Genomic DNA, 18,053 nt, shown 5'->3' with positions numbered 1-18,053 from the left:
AATCATGCAGCACGTTTATTCCAACGCATTCTACGACTACATTGATCAGGGAGCACGCAGCTCTGCTCAGACGCTTATCTCACTGCTTCAGCCCCAGTTGCACTGCCAGAGCGTTCTGGATCTGGGCAGCGGGCGCGGCGTCTGGCTGAGCGAATGGCAAAGGGCGGGCGTGCAGGATACGGCTGCGGCTGACGGGGACTACGTTGACCGGAATCGCCTGGCGATCAATCCACAGGATTTTCATGCGGCAGACCTCACTCAACCCTTTGATCTAAAGCGCTGTTTCGATCTTGCCCAAAGCCTTGAAGTGGGCGAACACCTGCCAGAAAGCGCATCAGCAACCCTGGTCGCCAGCCTTACACGCCATTCCAACCGGGTTTTGTTTTCTGCGGCTGTTTCCGGCCAAGGTGGCGAATATCATATCAACGAAAAGCCCCTGTCCTTCTGGCAAGAGCTCTTTGAGGCCCAGGGTTATAGCGCTTTCGACTGTCTTCGCCCGTCACTCAAGAACCGCACAGAGGTCGAGCCCTGGTATCGCTACAATACCATTCTTTATGTGAACAAAGAAGGGCGTGAGGGCCTGCCGCCCAGCATTCTAAAGACGGAAATCCCAATGGGCAGCCCCGTTCCCCTCGCCGGGAGCCTTGGCTGGAGGTTGCGCCGTGGGGTGGTCTCGCTGATGCCCCGAGCAATGGTGACGGGTATCGCAAAGGGCCGGGCCGCCGTTATTGCCCGCCAGGCACAAAAAGCCCAAGCATGACCTTCGTGGCTGATGCAGGGCAACCCGCCGCCGCTGCGCGGCAGGGCAGCACGCTTGCAGTAACCATTCTGGCCGTGTTTGCGGTATTGCTCTTGCCAGCTGCCACCTTTCTGGCGGATCCGATGATCCGCCATGACGACTATCCAGCGCTTCTGGGTATCCCCGATCTCTTTTACAGCAAAACCCTGAATGAAGGGCGTTGGCTGAACTACATCTGGCACCTGCGAGAGGTGATTACCCCAGCCTGGTTGAATTTCCTGGTCTACAATCTGTTTTGGGCCGTTTACCTAGGCGTGTTGACCCATTTTACCCTGGGGAAACGAAGCGCGCTGCTGTTGCGCCTCTTTGTGGCAATACTCGCCGGTTTGGCCGTGCCGCAGATCATGATCTCTCTCTGGTTCAACACCCTTATTCCAGGCCTGTTCTTTGTCGCACTCTATGCGCTGCTTTCTGCAAACCTCAGTAGCAAATCCAGCCGGTTGCTCCTTGTGATTTTTGTGCCCGTGACCTTGACAGCCTATACGACCTACCCGTTCCTATTGCTTGCCCTCTGCCTGGCGCGCAGTGATTTTCAACGTTCCTGGAAAGACCTTGCCGCGCTCCTTGGGGTGTTCCTTGGCAGTTTTATTCTGGGAATGCTGCTGATCTACCTGCTGAACTACTTTGAGCATGGGATCTTTGGCATTGTCATGGCCGATTGGCGTACTCCCAATCCAGCACATGATCTTGCCTCGCTCCTGGCCAACCTCTCCGTCGTCAGCAACTTTTTCCACGTGTTTCTCCTTGGGGCTGCCTTTGGCAATCCGGCCATCAGCCTCATTCTGTGGATGCCCTTCCTCGGTGCCATCCTCCTGGTTGCCCGTAACGCACCTCACAAAGCAGCCTATGGTTTGGCCGCCCTTGGCCTCGGCATGGCGATGATCTTTGCCCAGGGGGTTAAAACCGGGATTGAACTACCTCTCAGAACCGGTGGATTTATCTGGACCTACTATGCGATCTTCTTGGGCTGGCTCTATCTGGAACTGGAGAAACAGGGTCGTAAGCGCCTTGGCGGGAACCTTCTCTTTGCACTTTCCGCTTTCATTCTGATCATTGCCGGAGTTGAGAGGCATATCTCTGGCAGCTGGCAGCGCTATAGCAGTGACTTGGCGGTTGAAATAGGCACTGGGGCAGAGCCTGTTTTGGTGACAGGAACCTATCGGTCGCTGAAACCTGCCAAAGCCTCACAATTGCAGAGCTTTCACGCAGTCAAATTCCGCTTGGAGCATCTGACCGGACGAAAGATAGTTGTTTGCGAGTATGAACCTCAGGCCTGCGCTGATCTTCTTGCCAAGCCCGATCTGCCTTCCTCTTTGCTGGCAGAAGGACAATCGCATGTGTTGCATCGCCTGCCTGGTCTGGTTGTTCTGCAACTCTCTGACACTGCGGTCATGAAAGAGAAGATGGAACCCTCGCTGCAAAAATCTGATAGCTAATGGCGACATTCAACCCACCCAACAGGCCCACGGCTAAAGCATGGTCAAAATGGGCGCGTTCGATCAAACGCTTGCGAGCTCCCCTTTCTGCTTCCGCCTGACTACCCTCCTGAACCGACTTGGCAGCGGGCCGATGCCTCCACCGCAAACAAGGCCGCGCACTTGAAAGGGAAGTTGAAGGCACGATGGAAATCACACTTTTCAATGAAAATTCCATCTGCTAGACACCGCCATGTGGTTAGGCCCCGTAGCTCAACTGGATAGAGCAATTGACTTCTAATCAATAGGCTGAGGGTTCGAGTCCTTCCGGGGTCGCCACAAAATCCATACAAACAGAGCAGCTGTTTTGACCGTTTTCGCGCTGCCTGCTCTTTCGTGTTTTCAGGACTACGGGGGATTTAGTTGCGAGCGGATATTCTGCGGCGGAAACCCAGAGGCTCACCCCAAGTCGTTCCGCCAATCCGGATCAAAGCCCAGGCCAAAGCTCGTCCAGGCGAGAGCTACTCAAGATCCAGGCGCATAAAGGCGCTCATCGGGTCTTTCTTGTATCCATAGATTGGATCGCAATAGGAATACCCCAGCCGCTCATAGAGCGCGCGGGCAGCCTCATATCCAGGGCAAAGCTCGGATCCCGTTTCCAGAACCAAGGCTTGAAAACCATCTGCCTTTGCCTCTTGCGCCAGGAATTCCATGAGCCGCCCAGCGCAACCACGCCCACGGGCGGCCGCAGCGACAAAGACCGATTTGACCTCTGCTGTGCCATCAGGAAGCGTTTTGTAGGCGCCACAGCCTAGGGCTGTTTCCCCCTCAAATAGGGCAAAGAAACGCACGTCATGCTGGCGCAGATCCTCAACACCAAAGGTGTGATCACTTTCTGCAGGTGAGGCCCCTGCCCCATATGCTTGATTGCCCTCTATCAGAGGACGCAATTCGGCCAGACTCGGATCTACCCTGCGGATCTCCACAGTTAGCTGCCTTTAATGTGTCCAGGGAGTACGGCGGTTGGTGGCGAAATTCTCACCGTATCCACCTTGGCGGATATTGGCGCCACGGGGTTTTGGATCCACCACCTCGGCATCAATTCCATGTTCCTGAGCATAATCCAGAGCCGCTTCCTTGCTGTCGAAACGCAAGCGCACCTGGCTTTGAGTGTCCTTGGAGGAGGTCCAGCCCATCAGCGGATCAACTTCACGGGCGGAGGCCGGCGCATAGTCCAGAACCCATTTCCGCGTTTTTGCCATACCGGATGTCATGGCATTTCGTGCTGGCCGGTAGATCCGCGCTCGCATGGCTGTCTCCTTGTGACTCACTACGCCTTGTATGCGCTGAAAATACCTCCGTCACAAGGCGGCAAATAGCGCGTATTCAATGGGTTTTGCAGCGCCGCAACAGCCACCATATGGATTTCTGCGCGAATGCCTCTTGAACAAGAACAAAAACAGATCAAAATCACCCCGGTCCTCAACGGAGTCGCCAGATGCCCTACGCCCATTCCGACAAATCCGAACCGCAGATGACCCAGCGCGCGCCGCAGCACCGGCCCAAGCTGGAAGGCGGCAAGCGTTTTGTCATGAATACCACCTTTGACCCGGCCGGCGATCAGCCCACCGCAATTGCAGAACTGTCGCAAGGCGTCTTGGAGGGGGAGCGCAACCAGGTGCTTTTGGGCGCCACCGGCACCGGCAAGACCTTTACCATGGCCAAGGTGATCGAAGAAACTCAGCGCCCAGCCATCATCCTGGCCCCGAATAAGACCCTGGCGGCGCAGCTATACGGCGAATTCAAGGGGTTCTTTCCGGAGAACTCGGTCGAATACTTCGTCTCCTTCTACGACTACTACCAGCCCGAGGCATACGTGCCGCGCTCGGACACCTATATCGAGAAAGAAAGCCAGATCAACGAGCAGATCGACCGGATGCGCCACTCCGCCACTCGGGCTCTGTTGGAGCGCGATGACGTGATCATCATCGCGTCCGTCAGCTGCATCTACGGTATTGGCTCGGTTGAGACCTATTCGGCGATGACACAGGATCTGAAGGCCGGCGAAATGTATGACCAGCGACAGATCATGGCTGATCTGGTTGCCCAGCAATACAAGCGCAACGATCAGGCCTTTCAGCGCGGCTCTTTCCGGGTGCGCGGCGACACACTGGAGATCTTCCCGGCCCACCTCGAAGACCGCGCCTGGAAGTTGTCCTTCTTTGGCGAAGAACTGGAAGCGATCACCGAATTCGACCCGCTGACCGGTGAGCGCACCGGCACATTCGAGCAAATCCGCATCTATGCGAATTCCCACTATGTGACCCCCAAGCCGACGCTGAACCAGGCCGTGGTCTCGATCAAGCAGGAGCTGCGGCAGCGGCTGGACAATCTGGTCGGCGACGGCAAGCTCTTGGAGGCGCAGCGCCTGGAGCAGCGGACGAATTTTGACATCGAAATGCTGGAGGCCACCGGCCATTGCAACGGGATCGAGAACTACTCCCGCTATCTGACCGGCCGCGCCCCCGGCGAGCCGCCCCCGACCCTGTTTGAGTTCATCCCCGACAACGCCATTGTCTTTGCCGATGAAAGCCACGTCTCCGTCCCGCAGATCGGCGGCATGTACAAGGGTGACCACCGGCGTAAATTCACCTTGGCTGAACATGGCTTCCGCCTGCCCTCCTGCATGGACAACCGCCCGCTGAAGTTCGAGGAATGGGACGCCATGCGCCCGCAATCGGTCTTTGTCTCGGCAACACCTTCTGGCTGGGAGCTGGACCAGAGTGGCGGCGTCTTTGCCGAGCAAGTCATTCGCCCCACCGGCCTCTTGGACCCAGAGGTCGAGATCCGGCCGGTAAAAATGCAGGTCGATGACCTTTTGGATGAGATCCGCAAGGTCAGCGCCGATGGCTTCCGCACCCTCGTGACCACCCTGACCAAGCGCATGGCTGAGGATCTAACCGAATACCTCCACGAACAAGGCATCAAGGTGCGCTATATGCATTCGGACATCGACACGCTGGAGCGGATCGAGATTCTGCGTGATTTGCGCCTCGGCGCCTTTGACGTGCTCATCGGCATCAACCTGCTGCGTGAGGGGCTGGATATTCCCGAATGCGGTCTGGTTGCCATTCTGGATGCCGACAAAGAGGGCTTCCTGCGCTCGGAAACCTCGCTGATCCAGACCATCGGCCGCGCCGCTCGTAACGCCGATGGCCGGGTGATCATGTATGCCGACAAGATCACCGGCTCGATGGAGCGCGCCCTGGGTGAGACCAACCGCCGCCGCGAAAAGCAGATCGCTTATAACCTGGAACACGGCATCACACCCGAGACCGTGAAGAAGAACGTCGAGGATGTTTTGGCGGGCCTCTACGAGGGCGACGTGGATATGAACCGCGTCACCGCCACGGTGGACAAACCGATGCATGGCGCCAATCTGGAAGCACATCTGGCAGGCCTGCGCGACGAAATGCGAAAGGCGGCGGAGAACCTGGAGTTCGAAGAAGCCGCGCGCCTACGTGATGAGGTCAAGCGCCTGGAAGCAGTGGACCTCGCCATCTCTGACGATCCCTTGGCACGGCAATCCGCAGTCGAGGCCGCCAGCGAAGCAGCAGTCAAGTCAAGGGGCCGATCAACCGCGGGCAAAGCCGGAACACGCGCCTACAGGGGCAAATCCCAGAAGAAGTTTTCTTGAGTATTTTGACAAACAACAGGCAGCACTAGCTCACCCTGCAATGGTCCAAAGCACCTTTTCCACGAGGAAAGTTTTTGGAACTGAGGGTGGGTCTGGCGCGGATCAGTTTGGGATCAATGATGAGACTTGGAATGCAGGGCCAACCATGACCATAGCCATCATCCTAGGGGCTGCTGTCTGGCCAGGTGGTGAAGCTTCCCCTACTCTTCGGCGCCGAACCCTGCACGGGGTAGCATTGTTCAAAGCCGGGAAGATCTCGCAGCTGATCTGTTCTGGAGGGCTGGGGAAGCATCCGCCTAGCGAAGCCGCAGTCATGCGTGAAATCTGCCTGGCGGAGGGCCTGCCGACAGATGCGATCCTGCTCGAGGATCGTTCTCACAGCACCCTGGAGAACCTAACTAACGCTAAGGCCCTGATAGAAGACCCGGAAACCACTGACATTGTGATCGTCACTGACCACTACCACAAATGGCGCGCCTTGCTGACGGCGCGCCATCTGGGGCTTAGGACTCGTGTCTCTTGCCCCAGCACCACAGGCACCACCTGGCATCGGGTGCTGAAATCCTGGCTTCGAGAGATCCCTGCTCTGGCCTATTACTACTGGCGCCTCAAACGCCTGAAGCACAGAAACTAGCGGGTGACGGTGACACGCAGGTAGTCGCGCGATCCATTGTCGTAGACCTTTACCCGCACCATGACCCCGCCTTGGACAATGCTACGACCCGCAGCCTGCGCGATCGAACCATGTTGCACCATGCGCTCCATGATGGCTCGGTTGCCTTTGTCTTGGAAAAGCGGATCCCACTCATCCCCGGGCTGGGAAACACCAAAACGGTGATAGTTGGCCCGATCCTGTCGCAGGATCTGCCAAGGCTCGCTCAGCCGCGTGCCTTTGGAGTTGTAAAGATCATCCTGTCCGATAAAGGCCACATAATCAGCCAACAATTCGTCCGCGCGCAGCGGGAATGTGCTCAGGGTTAGGGCCACGGCAGCCAGGATCACTTTCATCGGCTTCATCAATACACTCCTGAAATCGGTTTCGTTCTATATACCATTAATCCAGTGACCTCATTGGGCAAAGCCTGATCTTCTGCGATTGGTTTTCGGGGAGTTTACGCTCCATTCTTGCCAGACTCAGCCCTGAAGGTGCATACTGGAAGCCCTTGACCTTAGGCGCCTCGGCTTTGTTGCCACGCCTGGTATATCTGGCCGCAGCAGTCGGGGCGCCTTCATCGCCGGAGGACCCTACGATGATCTCTGCACGCCTGAAACACCATCTCGATAGCCTGGGCCTACCCTATGACATGATCCGCCACCCCTATTCGGCCACCGCTGCGGAATGCGCTGAGGTGGCGCATATCCCCGGGGATCATCTGGCAAAATCGGTTCTGATCCACATGGAAGATGGCCCATTACTGGCGGTGATCCCCTCTGATCAAAAGGTTGACCTGCACAAACTGCAATCCCTGCTACAGCGGCGCCTGGGGCTGGCCCCGGAGTACGAACTGGATCAAGTGTTTGACGATTGCGACACAGGAGCTGCGCCCTGTATTGGCGCGGCCTTTATGCTGCCAACAGTCATTGATGACAGTATGAGTGGGCTGGACCGGGTTTGGTTCGAGGCTGGCGACCACAAAACCCTGGTGGAAATGCGCGGTGCGGATTTTGATGAATTGATGCAGCCTGCGAAACATGGATCCTTCTGCACTCGGCATTAAGTTGGCAGCCGCGAGAGAAGAGCCACTCCGCAACCATTGTAAAGGCTTCAAAACATGAGGAAGCTTGTCATGGAGAAAGAGCATGTTACGCTTCCTCCAAAGAGGAGATTTTGATGAGTAGATCAGTTGTAAGCGCAGCCTTCGTTTGTTTTTTGTCCACCTCTGCTGCAGCCTATGGAGGAGGCGAAGGTGGTGGCGGCGGCGGAAATGCCAGCGCCTCTGTGAGTGGTCTTTCCGCCTCCACAACCAAAAGCGCTGTCAGATCCCTGAATCAGGGCACTGATCGCTGTGCGCGTCTTCCAAAGGTCTATCGATTTGACTGTTTCGGAGCGGTCTATGGGAGGTCAGCCAAGAAGATCTCGGGCAATCCTGCCTACAAGGACGCAGCCACTGCCCTGAGCGGGGTGGCCCGTACACTGGATGCTGCGGTGGCAAAATACAGAGACCCAACACAACCCGTTTCCCGACGCGGTTTGGAAACCTATCGACCAATCAAGCCTTCGGCAGTGCCAAAAGTAACACGCCAAGCTGAGCAAGCAATTTCCAAAGCGCGCACCAAACTGCTGCGCTCCCCCAGTAACAAGCGTGAACACTATGCCAAAATTGCCGAAGCTGTGAACTCTTCTAAGGTTCTGCTGCGCTCCGCTTTCCTTGAGGGGGGAATACTCAGGTTCGCCATGAAAGTGATGGCATTGGCGCCCGATAAATCAACCTGACAAAGGCGCGGCAGGCCCAATTTGGGCCTGTCTCTTTACTGCGACGCCCAGCCTCAAAAGATGTTTCTAGCGAACCACATGCACCGCGCAGGCGGCGTGGCGTACAACTTGGCTGGCGGTAGAACCAAGCAACAGGTCCTGCATACCTGGACGATGCGACGCGACGATTATCAAATCCGGTTTGTTCTGCTCCGCCCAATCCAGGATCGTGCGCCCAGAATGTCCGTCGACCACAACCCCCTGAGCATTTGGCAAGGTATCCGCCAGACCTGCGAGCTCCTTTTCAAGTGCTGTGCGCGCTTCGCTCATGAATTCTTCTGGCATAAAGGAAATCGCATAGGATGGGATCTGTTCAACAACATGCAAAAGCGTAATTTTTGCATCAGGAACCGCTAAGACCCGTGCCAGTTTCAATGGGGCGGTCACATCGCGCTCTGGGTCAAAGGAAATCGGAACGAGAATATTGTGATACATATCACAGCCTCCTTTGTTCGGTTACAAGGAGACTATGCACGCCCCCAAAACACTGGGCCTTGATCCAGGTCAGGCAAAAAGCCCGCAATAGAACTATTCGAACCCCCGCTAACTCTGGCCACTGCTAAAGGTCGCGGCGACCTCATACATGACCGGTTCAAAGCTGCGACAAAGCTCGTTGATCTTCCGATTGCGCGCGCGCATTTCCGGTGATCGCAGCATGGACATGAAATCTTCGCGGCGCCGCCATTGTGAATAATTTGCGATCCGTGTCTGAGCATCATTTACGTGCAGCCCAGCGGCGATGAAACCCGGTTGCTTGGATATGAACTCTGCATAGGCGTCTTCCAGAGCATCCAAGAGGTCTTGGCAGGTGCCTGGCGTCATCTCAAATGTGGTGATGACGGTTTGAATTTCCGATCCATCCTGAATTGTCGGCATCGGTTTCTCCCTTGCTATTCGCTGAGTAATTCCAGCCTAAGGCCAAACAAACAAAAAGCAGAGTTTTATTTCCGGTTTTCATGCCCTTGCTAAGCGACCTATAGTTGAACCAAACCCAATGAGAGAAAGCATTCAATGAAACGCCTTCTTTTGGTCATTGCCACGTACAGTCTGATGTTGGGTCCATCTCTGGCCCTTGCCGGGGCCTGGAAGCGCGCAACGGGTACAGGGTTCACTTCAACGCAGCTTACCCTACGCAACACATCAACAGGATCGACAAATGAGCTGAGTTTCTATGGCGAGTTCGGTCTTTCACCGCAATTGGATATCGGCATCGATCTTCACCAGAGCCATGATCTCTCTGGGCATGCACTCCTCTTTGCGCGCATTCCGCTCCTGCGCGCTCCACACCGCATTCGCGCTTCGGCTGAACTGGCCGCAGGTGGTAGCCATACCAGGGGCAGCTGGAATGGGATGTATCGGGTAAAACTATCGGTGGGAAAGAATTTTCCAAAGCTGCGATGGCTCGATTGGGGCAATCTGGATCTCACTTACGAAAAGCGGGGCCAAGACCAAACCGGGCTTTGGAAAATGGATGTCAGCATGGGGCAAAACCGACGGACACGTTACGCTCCGATGCTACAGATTGAAACGGCAAAGGCCCCTGGCGGTGACCTCAGCTATGCGATCATTCCCGCGCTTAGAGTGAAACTGGGGCCGCTTGGCCAAAAGACTCCACAGGAACTGGTTGTCGGATTGGAATACAAAGACACCAATCAAAGCAGTCTTGGCCTGAGGTTCGCCTATTGGCACCGGTTTTGATCAAGCCCGCGCATTTTCTCGGTAAATATCCCAGAACAAAAAGGACCCCGCTATGAGTGATCTTGTCAGGCCAAGCGATCAAGAAGCCCGCAAAATTGCCCGGGGCCTCCTGCAAGAAGCTCGCTACGCTGCTCTTGGCACGATCCAGACCGAAGGCCTGCCTTTGGTCACGCGAATTGCTTTTGGCCTCTGCCCTTTGGGCCACCCGATCAGTTTGATTTCCAGCCTGTCGATGCATGCGCAGGCGCTAAAAGCGAATGCCGCAGCCTCTTTGATGGTTGGTGAGCCAAAGGAAAAGGGAGATCCCCTGGCTCATCCCCGTTTGACCGTTCAATGTCATGCACGATTTATCGCGAGATCTAGCGCAGAACACGCAGAGCTGGCGGAGCACTATCTGAGCACGCACCCAAAGGCCAAACTCTATATCGGGTTTGGCGATTTCTTCTTTGTCGGTTTTGATGTGCAATCGGGTTTTCTGAACGGTGGATTTGGTCGTGCTTTCAGCTTTTCACCCGCGGATCTGGAGGTCACCTCCCCATCTGCGCGCGAAAGCAATGCCCAAATCTAGCTCCAGTGCCCGCTAGCCATCGACCCTTACGGTCACTTTGACTTCCCCATGGACGGCTTCCCCCCAGTGAAGGGTTACCTGATCCCTGTTGCTACCTTTTTCGACCTCAGCATAGGGCATGATGTAGCGCGTACTACCGCCCGAGGTTCGGATCCTGCCCTGTGCGGTCACAGCATCCACAGAACGCGCATAGCCTTCGAAAGGGAGATTGCCATTGGTCGCAACAGTCCAGGTGGAGGCCGCCGTCGACTGGTCATATTCAATTCGAAGAGGACTTGCTGATTTCTGCGTGATCCCATGATAGGTATTTCCCTCGAAAAAAACCGAGTTTGAGCGCGAGAAATTCAGATCAGAGAAGCTTGTGTCCACACGTTCGGCCCGATCAATCGACCCGTTGATTGATCTGAATTTATTGCCAGAGACAGAAACACCATTCAGGAAATGCCCCGTACCGTAGGGTTTGATCACGATGTAGCTGAACCAGGCGGCGACATCGCCTGAGAGAAAGACATTGTCAGATATGGACAGGGCGCTGAATGAAAACCCTGTGGTGAAATTCGGCGTGGCGTCATGCTCATTTGTCCACTCGATGAAACAGTTGTCGACATAGTTGTCGGAAATCGTCGTGGAGCAATAGGTAGAGGTCAGAACAATCCCAGCGCTTCTGACCCCGCCCGCGACCGTGTCACCCTGGAAAAAATGGTTGCCAGCCACGGTGTTGTTTGATCCGCCCAGTACCGCGAAATGCAAGAACCGTGTCGCCCGATTGTTGCGCAGCTTTGGGTCATTGGCATTGACGTTGATTGCGATGCTGCTTCGGTTGGACACGTTCTGGTCATCCTCGGCCGAAAGGAACTGACAATTGTCCACCAAAAGCCCCTGGCAACCGGTTCCGGCAGAGGAAATCCCCCGGTCCTTTGGTCGGCTAACATAGCACAGGTCCAGACCGAAGGTCTTTCCGGAAGGCGCCAATCTCAGGGCGCTACAATGTCCATTGCACTGGAACTCTACATCGCTAATGCCGAACTTGCTAAGCGAACTGAACCCGCTGAAATCCAGAAGAAACTTGAAATCCTTGAAGGTGTAGTTCTGCGTTCCATCCGCATCATAGATCTGCGCGCTGAGTGTGATTTCACCTGCACCGGTGTTTTTACTGCGCACATAAACCTCTCGCCCCACACCATTGCCTTCGACCAGAGCTCCAACTGGAATATTCGCGATGTTGCTGACATTCGTCAGCCTGTGAGGATCCGATGGATCATAGGTCGCCTGGGAGGTGACAGTAGTGGTATCCCAAGCGGAATTCGAAGCGGCGGCAAATTGGCCGTTCCGAATGAGACGCCTTGTGGAATAAGAACTGCGGTTCGGCACCGCCGCTTGCATATCCACCGGCCCATTCAGCGTGATAATACGCCCTCCCAGGTCCAGGCTTTCGTGATCGACGCTGTTCAATAGCGCTTGGAAGGCTTTGCGAAAGCCTAGTTCCTCGTCGTCAAATGCAGCTGCATATGTGGGGAAGTCAAAGCTTTTGGTGAGCAAGAGCATCTTGTCCACTGGCATCCGGACACTGCCCTCAAAAATCACCGGATTGCTGAGAGAAACCGTATCATCCAGATAAAACGTCCCAGCTGGCACCAAGATACTGCGCCCGCTTGCAGCAGCATCTGCCGCTTCAAACGCCGCAGTGTTGTCAGTGGCATCGTCGCCGATGGCACCAAAATCAGATACATCCACCAGGCTCATCATGTCGCGCAGGAAAGCGCTGGTGATATCGGTGATTTCGATATCGTCTATCCTGACCACCCCACCATTGGGACCGGTCAGATCCAACCCAAGATGCCCATAGGTTGCCGTTCGGCCCCAGGGCATATCCACCCCGGTCCGGGTGCCTGTTCCGACGATTGCGGTGACCTCAACCACATGACCATAGCTGGTCAGGGTGACGCTGGGGCCAGTCTCCGGCACGCCGCTGACGTGTCCATTGCCACTATTCCCGGCCCAGCCTGCAATCCGAACCGAAGGGAGAGCCCCGCTCATCGCCTTGAGACGTGCTTTGATTTGCAGGTAACAGCCCGGCAGTAGTGGCGTTTGCCCCATATAGCGAAGCCGCTGCGTTGAGGAGGTCTTTTGCAGCTCCAGACAGCCTGCAAAATCCGCATCAGACGTCACAATCGCTGCATTTGCAGCATTGTCATAGGTATCCGACCCCGGCGTTCCGTCTCCACTTGCCCAAACATCCAATCCACCTTCAAATTCCGGCGGCATCAATTGAAGACCAGCGGTGATGACCTTGTTCATGGAATACCCTTTCCAGCAGCGCTTGCACGGTTCTGGGCAAGGGTTCTAAAGGTGCGCGCTTAATCTCTCCCCAGTGGACCGCTCTCTGCGAGCGCAACAACGGATAGCCTGCCAGAGCATATGCCCCTCTTGGCAGGCCCCTTCTGCCTAAGAGAAACAGAGCAGAGCTAGCGCCGGGGTTTCAGAGCAAAATGGAGGGTCACACAAAAAAGCCCCCCTAACATCACGGTCAGGGAGGCCTTTGAACCAGTTCAAACGTGTGAGTTAAACCAACTCGCCTGCCAGTGCCTTGTCGATCAGCGCAATGGTGTCCTCGACGCCATAAAGCGCGATGAAGCCGCCGAAACGCGGACCTTGAGAGGCCCCCAGCAGTACTTCGTAGATCGCCGAGAACCAAGCCCGCAGTGGCTCAAACCCGTGGATCTTACCGATGGCAAAGACCACCGACTGCAGGAATTCCTCATCCGCAAAGTTGGCTTCGGGCAGAGGATCATCATTGCCAACGATGTCGTTCTTCTTGGCGATGGCCGCTAATGCTGCCTCAGAAGATTTCAGCGCGTCCGCCAGATCCTGCAGTGCGGCCCGTTCCTGATCAGTGGGCAGGCGGAAGGTCTTGGCCGGCTTCACGAAGTCGTTGAAATAGGCAACCGCAAAACCTGCGGCCTGATCCATGCCCGGATGGGTTTCCGGGGTCGCATCAGGGGCGTATTTGTTGATGAAGCCCCACATGGTGGCCTTGTCTTCAGCACTGGAAGCCGACGCAAGGTTCAAGAGCATCGAGAAGGGCACCACCATATCGGACTGCGGCACGTCGCCGCCGTGGATGTGCCACACCGGGTTGTTCAGCTGTGCCTTCAGGTCCTGACCATGATAGGCGCGCAGCTGCTGGTGGTATTCATCCACCGCCTTGGGGATCACATCGAAATGCATCCGCTTGGCGGTCTTGGGCTTCTGGTACATGAAGTACGCGAGGCTCTCGGTCGAGGCATAGGTCAGCCATTCGTCGATCGAAATCCCGTTGCCGGAAGTTTTTGAGATTTTTTGGCCGTTGGCGTCCAGGAACAGCTCATAGGTGAAATGCTCCGGCGCGCGGTGGCCCAACACCCGGCAGATGCCATCATAGATCGGCGTATTGGTGGAGTGGTCCTTGCCGTACATCTCAAAGTCAACGCCCAGCGCCGCCCAGCGGGCGCCGAAATCCGGCTTCCACTGCAGCTTCACATTGCCGCCGGTGACAGGCAGGGTCCATTCCTTGCCGTCCTCGTCATCGAAGGTGACGGTATAGGTCTCAGCACAGACTTTCTTCATCGGCACATAGAGAACGCGGCCGGTCTCCGGGTGGATCGGCAGGAAGATCGAATAGGTCTGGCGGCGTTCCTCACGCAAGCTTTTCAGCATAATCGCCATCACGTCGTCGTACTTTTCAACAGCGCGCTTCAGCACCTCGTCGAACTGGCCGGACTGATAGAACTCCTGTGCCGAATAGAACTCATACTCAAAACCAAAGGTATCGAGGAAGCGGCGCAGCATGGCGTTGTTGTGGTGGCCAAAGCTTTCATGGGTGCCAAAGGGATCAGGCACCGAAGTCAGTGGCTTTTGCAGATGCTCCTGCAGACTGTCGGCATTGGGCACATTGCCCGGCACTTTGCGCATGCCATCCAGATCGTCCGAGAAGCAGATCAGCTTGGTCGGGATGTCGCTGATCACCTCAAAGGCGGTTTTGATCATGGTGGTGCGAGCAACCTCACCGAAGGTGCCGATATGCGGCAGGCCGGATGGGCCATAGCCGGTCTCGAACAGAACATAACCCTTCTCCGGCGCGCCCTTGGCATAACGTTTGAGGACCCGACGGGCTTCTTCAAACGGCCAGGCTTTGCTCTTCAGAGCTTCTTCGCGCAGATTAGACATCTTGTTCTCCAACGGCGTCTGTTGACTTGGGGATTGCCAGAGACGCGGGCGCGATCTGGCATGCCTCTCTATTGTGCCTCTGCAGCATAAGTCAACTGCAACTGCCTTCCGGGGTGCAGCAGTTAAAACCGCTAGGGCTTGGTGATGAGCTGCAGATCTGGCGGAAACTCTTCGAACTTCGGGACACCCGCTGGCAGATCCTCCCAAGCGGCCTTGGACCCGGTGAAGATATGCGCCTTCAGCTCGATGCCCTCATCTTCATTCAAGCAACCCAGCGTGATCCCGTGCACCTCTCCCTCGTAGATCCCGCACAGGGCTGATCCGCATATCCGGCAAAATGCCTTTGAGGCAGGCCCTTCCGGCGGAAAAACTGAGAGATACTCTTCACCGCTGACCCAGCTGAAGCTCCCTGGCTGCACCAGTGCATAGGCGCTTGCCTGGGCACTGAAGGCCTTGCGGCACCGAGAGCAATGGCAGGACCGGGCGCCAAAAACCTCTGTTTTAATCCGGTAAGTCACCGCCCCGCAGAAGCATGATCCGGTTCTGGTCATCTCTCCCCCTCGCATTCCGTTGCCGCAAATAGGTTCACCCTACACAATCAATGCGCGTAGCCAAGCAGCATCAAACCTGGGCAAAGATATTCCCATTTTGAGCCACAGCGGCAGTTGAACCTGTCCTGGGTCATACCTATCCTCTCCAAACAAGGACTGATTGAAAAGGACGCCAAATGAGCGAGCAAGCCCCCCACACGATGTCTCCGCAGGATTGCCTTGTGGCCCTGATGGTTGCGGTTTCCGCATCCGACGAGAACATCCGGACCGCCGAGCTGGTCAAGATCCAGTCAGCGGTGAACATGCTGCCGGTCTTTGGCGACTATGACATCGATCGCGTGCAGCGTGTCTCTCGAACTGTGTTTGACCTGTTTGAACAGGAAGACGGGCTCGAAGCTCTTTTTGGCCTGATCCGAGAGGACCTGCCCGAGCGTCTGAATGAGACAGCCTATGCGCTGGCCTGTGATGTGGCCGCAGCGGATGGCAAGCTTGCTGAAACCGAACTCGAGTTTCTGGCGGAAATGCGCTATGAGCTGGATATCGACCGGCTACATGCCGCAGCGATCGAGCGTGGTGCGCGCGCCCGTCACATGGTTTAGACCTGTTGCCTGACATCAGTTTTCGAACCTGGGAGGGGGCATGCCATTGCCGCCAGATCAAATTTGAAATTGATGCCGCAATAGATCACGCCCGTATCTGCAACTGCTCGATCTGCAAGATGAGGGGCGCGCTGAATTTCCGTGTGCCACAGCAGGCGTTTCGCCTTCTGACACCATGGGATAGACTATCAGCCTATCGATGGGGCACAGGCAGCGCCAGGGACTACTTTTGCCAGATCTGCGGGATTTCACCTTTCCGCCGCCCCAGAGAGGCAACCGAGGAAGAAAGAGCGCTTACAGGTTTTCAGCCCTTTTCAGGATGGGCGGTCAACCTGCGATGCATTGCCGGATTGGATCTCATCAACCTGCCCAAACAGGCAATAGATGGCAATTGCCTGCCCCTACCAGGTCAGCTGCCATAGACTACTCCCCAACGCTCGATCAGTCGCTGTTGGAGTCGCTTTGCACGTCGGTTCCAGCCACGGGCCCCCTTGGGACGTTCACGTTCCGCGCGTGAGATCTGCGCTCGCGCCTTGCTATCTGCCGAGAAAATCGCAAAGGCCAGTTCGCGCCCGTCCGCTGCGGTCATGAAACCACCCAGCCCCGACACAAAGTTCAGGGTTCCGGTCTTGGCCGCAACTTTGATCGGATGCCCTTTGAGAACGCGACCTTTTGAATCGCGCAACGGGAAGCTCTTGAGCAGCGGTTTCAAGGCACCAGCACGATGCGCCCGGACAAGCACCGGCAAGAGCGCTTTGGGCGTCACCCGTGAGGCTTCGCCAAGTCCAGAATGGTCGACCATTCGAATATCCTTGGTCTGATATTTAGCCGCTGCCCAGCGCGACATTTCTATAGCCGAGGCTTTCAATCCGGCGGGGCGTTTCCCGGTTCGCGCCGCCGTTGCCGACATGCCAATCATCTCTGCCATCAGATTGTTAGAGTATTTCAGCATACCTTTCAGCATGACATCCATCGGTGGACTATAATGCTGCGCCAGCACTTTGCTGTCAGGGAGTGCTTTGACCAGTTTAGCCTGTTTCAGAGAAATCCCGTTGGCGCGCGCCATGGTCCGGAACACATCCGCCGCATACAAAGCCGGGCGCCGCACGGGCAGCCAACGTGATCCGCCCTTGCCCAGGGCCTGGCTGGCGACAGTCCAGCGATCCACGCCACCACGATCTGCATAGGTGTAAACCGGCAGCGCTCTGTTGGCGACTTTCATATGCGCCACGCTGACCTCTGGGCGGTATTTCTCTGTCCGCGCATCCATGCTTACGGCCCAGCCTTTTCCGGCGCGTTTCCATTCGAAATGCACCCGATTGAAGTTCAGCGCCAGACCAGAAACCGCCGGGCTATAGCCCACGTGGTCAGGTTGCCCCGGGTCGATACTATGCACCGCCGCCAGGGCACCGTCCCAGACCAGAAACTTGCCACGGACTTCGCGCACACCGGCATTTTTCAACGCCCGCGCAAGCTGCGCCAGATGGTCAGAGGTAAGCATAGGATCCCCGCCCCCTGCCAAGATCAGATCCCCCTTTAGGACCCCCCCGATGAGGGTTCCGCTGGTAAGCAACCGCGTTGCAAAGCGGTGATCTGCGCCCAAGACATCCAAGGCATAAAGTGCCGTCAGAGCCTTGGCGACACTGGCCGGTGGAAGCTCCATATCTCCAGCGTGGGCTTCCAGCAGTTTTCCACTCGCAGCATCGGCAACCGCACAGGCTATTTGCCCGCGCAGGCCAGCTTCTGCCAAAAGCGCCTTGAGCCCACCACTTGGCACCGAAAGGGCAATCCCTTTGCGCCCCATGGGTCGCAGAGAGACGCGTGGCGCATTGGCCAGACCAGGGGTGGCCGCCAGAGTGGCCAGGGCTGAAGCGATAAAGTTTCTTCTCGAAATCATGTCTGTCAGTATCTAATAAAATTGCTTCTAAACGGCAAACAAACCCGCTTGAACTCGGCTTTTTCTACAGTTTCATACACCATTACAGAACTCCTGCTCCAGATTCTCCCCTCAAAGGCGAGAATTGGCAGGGATTTTTGACTGCAACCC

General features: G+C 56.2%; 19 protein-coding genes and 1 tRNA gene. 11 read left to right on the top strand and 9 right to left on the bottom strand.

Annotated features, from left to right (window positions below):
- Positions 1–4 precede the first annotated feature (4 nt).
- The 3 genes from RSK20926_RS02900 (at position 5) to RSK20926_RS02890 (ending at position 2,553) form a co-directional block, all read left to right on the top strand.
- On the top strand, positions 5–760 hold the full coding sequence (locus tag RSK20926_RS02900) for a methyltransferase domain-containing protein (RefSeq protein WP_008204275.1): 756 nt from the start codon (positions 5–7) through the stop codon (positions 758–760).
- Positions 757–2,235, top strand: coding sequence for a hypothetical protein (locus tag RSK20926_RS02895; protein WP_008204274.1), 1,479 nt, complete (start codon positions 757–759; stop codon positions 2,233–2,235). Before RSK20926_RS02900 ends, RSK20926_RS02895 begins: the two co-directional genes overlap by 4 nt.
- A gap of 241 nt (positions 2,236–2,476) precedes the next feature.
- Positions 2,477–2,553: transfer RNA gene (locus RSK20926_RS02890), tRNA-Arg, on the top strand.
- Between the two features lie 182 nt (positions 2,554–2,735).
- Here RSK20926_RS02890 and RSK20926_RS02885 read toward each other — a convergent pair.
- Positions 2,736–3,164 (bottom strand): GNAT family N-acetyltransferase, encoded by a 429-nt coding sequence (locus tag RSK20926_RS02885; protein WP_232281834.1) that lies wholly within the window; start codon positions 3,162–3,164, stop codon positions 2,736–2,738.
- 48 nt (positions 3,165–3,212) lie between these two features.
- Positions 3,213–3,524: an ETC complex I subunit gene (locus RSK20926_RS02880; RefSeq protein ID WP_008204271.1), complete on the bottom strand. Its 312-nt coding sequence runs from the start codon at positions 3,522–3,524 to the stop codon at positions 3,213–3,215.
- A gap of 188 nt (positions 3,525–3,712) precedes the next feature.
- Between RSK20926_RS02880 and uvrB the strand changes: the two genes are divergently transcribed.
- Together uvrB and RSK20926_RS02870 are read left to right on the top strand one after the other, a co-directional pair.
- The gene (uvrB, locus tag RSK20926_RS02875; protein ID WP_008204269.1) at positions 3,713–5,911 is read left to right on the top strand and encodes an excinuclease ABC subunit UvrB; all 2,199 of its coding nucleotides are present in this window, start codon (positions 3,713–3,715) and stop codon (positions 5,909–5,911) included.
- 40 nt (positions 5,912–5,951) lie between these two features.
- Positions 5,952–6,545, top strand: coding sequence for a YdcF family protein (locus RSK20926_RS02870; RefSeq protein ID WP_008204268.1), 594 nt, complete (start codon positions 5,952–5,954; stop codon positions 6,543–6,545).
- Here the strand turns inward: RSK20926_RS02870 and RSK20926_RS02865 are convergent.
- Positions 6,542–6,928, bottom strand: coding sequence for a hypothetical protein (locus RSK20926_RS02865; RefSeq protein WP_008204266.1), 387 nt, complete (start codon positions 6,926–6,928; stop codon positions 6,542–6,544). The genes RSK20926_RS02870 and RSK20926_RS02865 overlap by 4 nt on opposite strands.
- A 233-nt stretch (positions 6,929–7,161) precedes the next feature.
- On the opposite strand from RSK20926_RS02865, the gene RSK20926_RS02860 reads away from it, so the two are divergent.
- Both RSK20926_RS02860 and RSK20926_RS02855 read left to right on the top strand, forming a co-directional pair.
- Positions 7,162–7,629 carry an aminoacyl-tRNA deacylase gene (locus RSK20926_RS02860; protein ID WP_008204264.1) on the top strand — a complete coding sequence of 156 codons (468 nt, stop codon included), beginning with the start codon at positions 7,162–7,164 and terminating at the stop codon, positions 7,627–7,629.
- A gap of 113 nt (positions 7,630–7,742) precedes the next feature.
- Complete coding sequence (locus RSK20926_RS02855) at positions 7,743–8,345, top strand: hypothetical protein (RefSeq protein ID WP_157133019.1); 603 nt, start codon at positions 7,743–7,745, stop codon at positions 8,343–8,345.
- Between the two features lie 66 nt (positions 8,346–8,411).
- Here RSK20926_RS02855 and RSK20926_RS02850 read toward each other — a convergent pair whose 3' ends face one another.
- Positions 8,412–8,819, bottom strand: coding sequence for a universal stress protein (locus tag RSK20926_RS02850; RefSeq protein ID WP_008204262.1), 408 nt, complete (start codon positions 8,817–8,819; stop codon positions 8,412–8,414).
- A gap of 108 nt (positions 8,820–8,927) precedes the next feature.
- Entirely contained in the window at positions 8,928–9,260 is a 333-nt protein-coding gene (locus tag RSK20926_RS02845; protein ID WP_008204261.1) for an antibiotic biosynthesis monooxygenase family protein, read from the bottom strand.
- A gap of 174 nt (positions 9,261–9,434) precedes the next feature.
- Here RSK20926_RS02845 and RSK20926_RS02840 point away from each other — a divergent pair, with 174 nt between their 5' ends.
- Together RSK20926_RS02840 and RSK20926_RS02835 are read left to right on the top strand one after the other, a co-directional pair.
- A complete protein-coding gene (locus RSK20926_RS02840) occupies positions 9,435–10,082 on the top strand; it encodes a hypothetical protein (RefSeq protein ID WP_232281833.1) in 648 nt (215 codons plus the stop codon).
- A 52-nt stretch (positions 10,083–10,134) separates the two neighbouring features.
- On the top strand, positions 10,135–10,650 hold the full coding sequence (locus tag RSK20926_RS02835) for a pyridoxamine 5'-phosphate oxidase family protein (RefSeq protein WP_008204259.1): 516 nt from the start codon (positions 10,135–10,137) through the stop codon (positions 10,648–10,650).
- A 12-nt stretch (positions 10,651–10,662) separates the two neighbouring features.
- On the opposite strand, the gene RSK20926_RS02830 is transcribed toward RSK20926_RS02835, so the two are convergent.
- From RSK20926_RS02830 to RSK20926_RS02820, 3 genes are all read right to left on the bottom strand, one after another.
- The gene (locus RSK20926_RS02830; protein WP_008204257.1) at positions 10,663–12,948 is read right to left on the bottom strand and encodes a glycosyl hydrolase family 28-related protein; all 2,286 of its coding nucleotides are present in this window, start codon (positions 12,946–12,948) and stop codon (positions 10,663–10,665) included.
- A 264-nt stretch (positions 12,949–13,212) separates the two neighbouring features.
- Positions 13,213–14,856, bottom strand: coding sequence for a lysine--tRNA ligase (locus RSK20926_RS02825; RefSeq protein ID WP_008204255.1), 1,644 nt, complete (start codon positions 14,854–14,856; stop codon positions 13,213–13,215).
- Between the two features lie 131 nt (positions 14,857–14,987).
- Positions 14,988–15,407 carry a GFA family protein gene (locus RSK20926_RS02820; protein WP_008204253.1) on the bottom strand — a complete coding sequence of 140 codons (420 nt, stop codon included), beginning with the start codon at positions 15,405–15,407 and terminating at the stop codon, positions 14,988–14,990.
- Between the two features lie 176 nt (positions 15,408–15,583).
- Here RSK20926_RS02820 and RSK20926_RS02815 point away from each other — a divergent pair, with 176 nt between their 5' ends.
- Positions 15,584–16,006 carry a tellurite resistance TerB family protein gene (locus RSK20926_RS02815; RefSeq protein ID WP_037253353.1) on the top strand — a complete coding sequence of 141 codons (423 nt, stop codon included), beginning with the start codon at positions 15,584–15,586 and terminating at the stop codon, positions 16,004–16,006.
- Between the two features lie 5 nt (positions 16,007–16,011).
- Complete coding sequence (locus RSK20926_RS23465) at positions 16,012–16,428, top strand: GFA family protein (RefSeq protein ID WP_008204251.1); 417 nt, start codon at positions 16,012–16,014, stop codon at positions 16,426–16,428.
- On the opposite strand, the gene dacB is transcribed toward RSK20926_RS23465, so the two are convergent.
- Complete coding sequence (gene dacB / locus RSK20926_RS02805) at positions 16,416–17,903, bottom strand: D-alanyl-D-alanine carboxypeptidase/D-alanyl-D-alanine endopeptidase (RefSeq protein ID WP_008204250.1); 1,488 nt, start codon at positions 17,901–17,903, stop codon at positions 16,416–16,418. The two genes, RSK20926_RS23465 and dacB, sit on opposite strands and share 13 nt — an antisense overlap.
- Positions 17,904–18,053: the final 150 nt, after the last annotated feature.

Origin of the sequence: Roseobacter sp. SK209-2-6, from assembly GCF_000169455.1 — a bacterium.
Taxonomy (GTDB): Bacteria; Pseudomonadota; Alphaproteobacteria; order Rhodobacterales; family Rhodobacteraceae; genus Pseudophaeobacter.
This window is presented reverse-complemented; position numbering and strand designations above follow the sequence as displayed.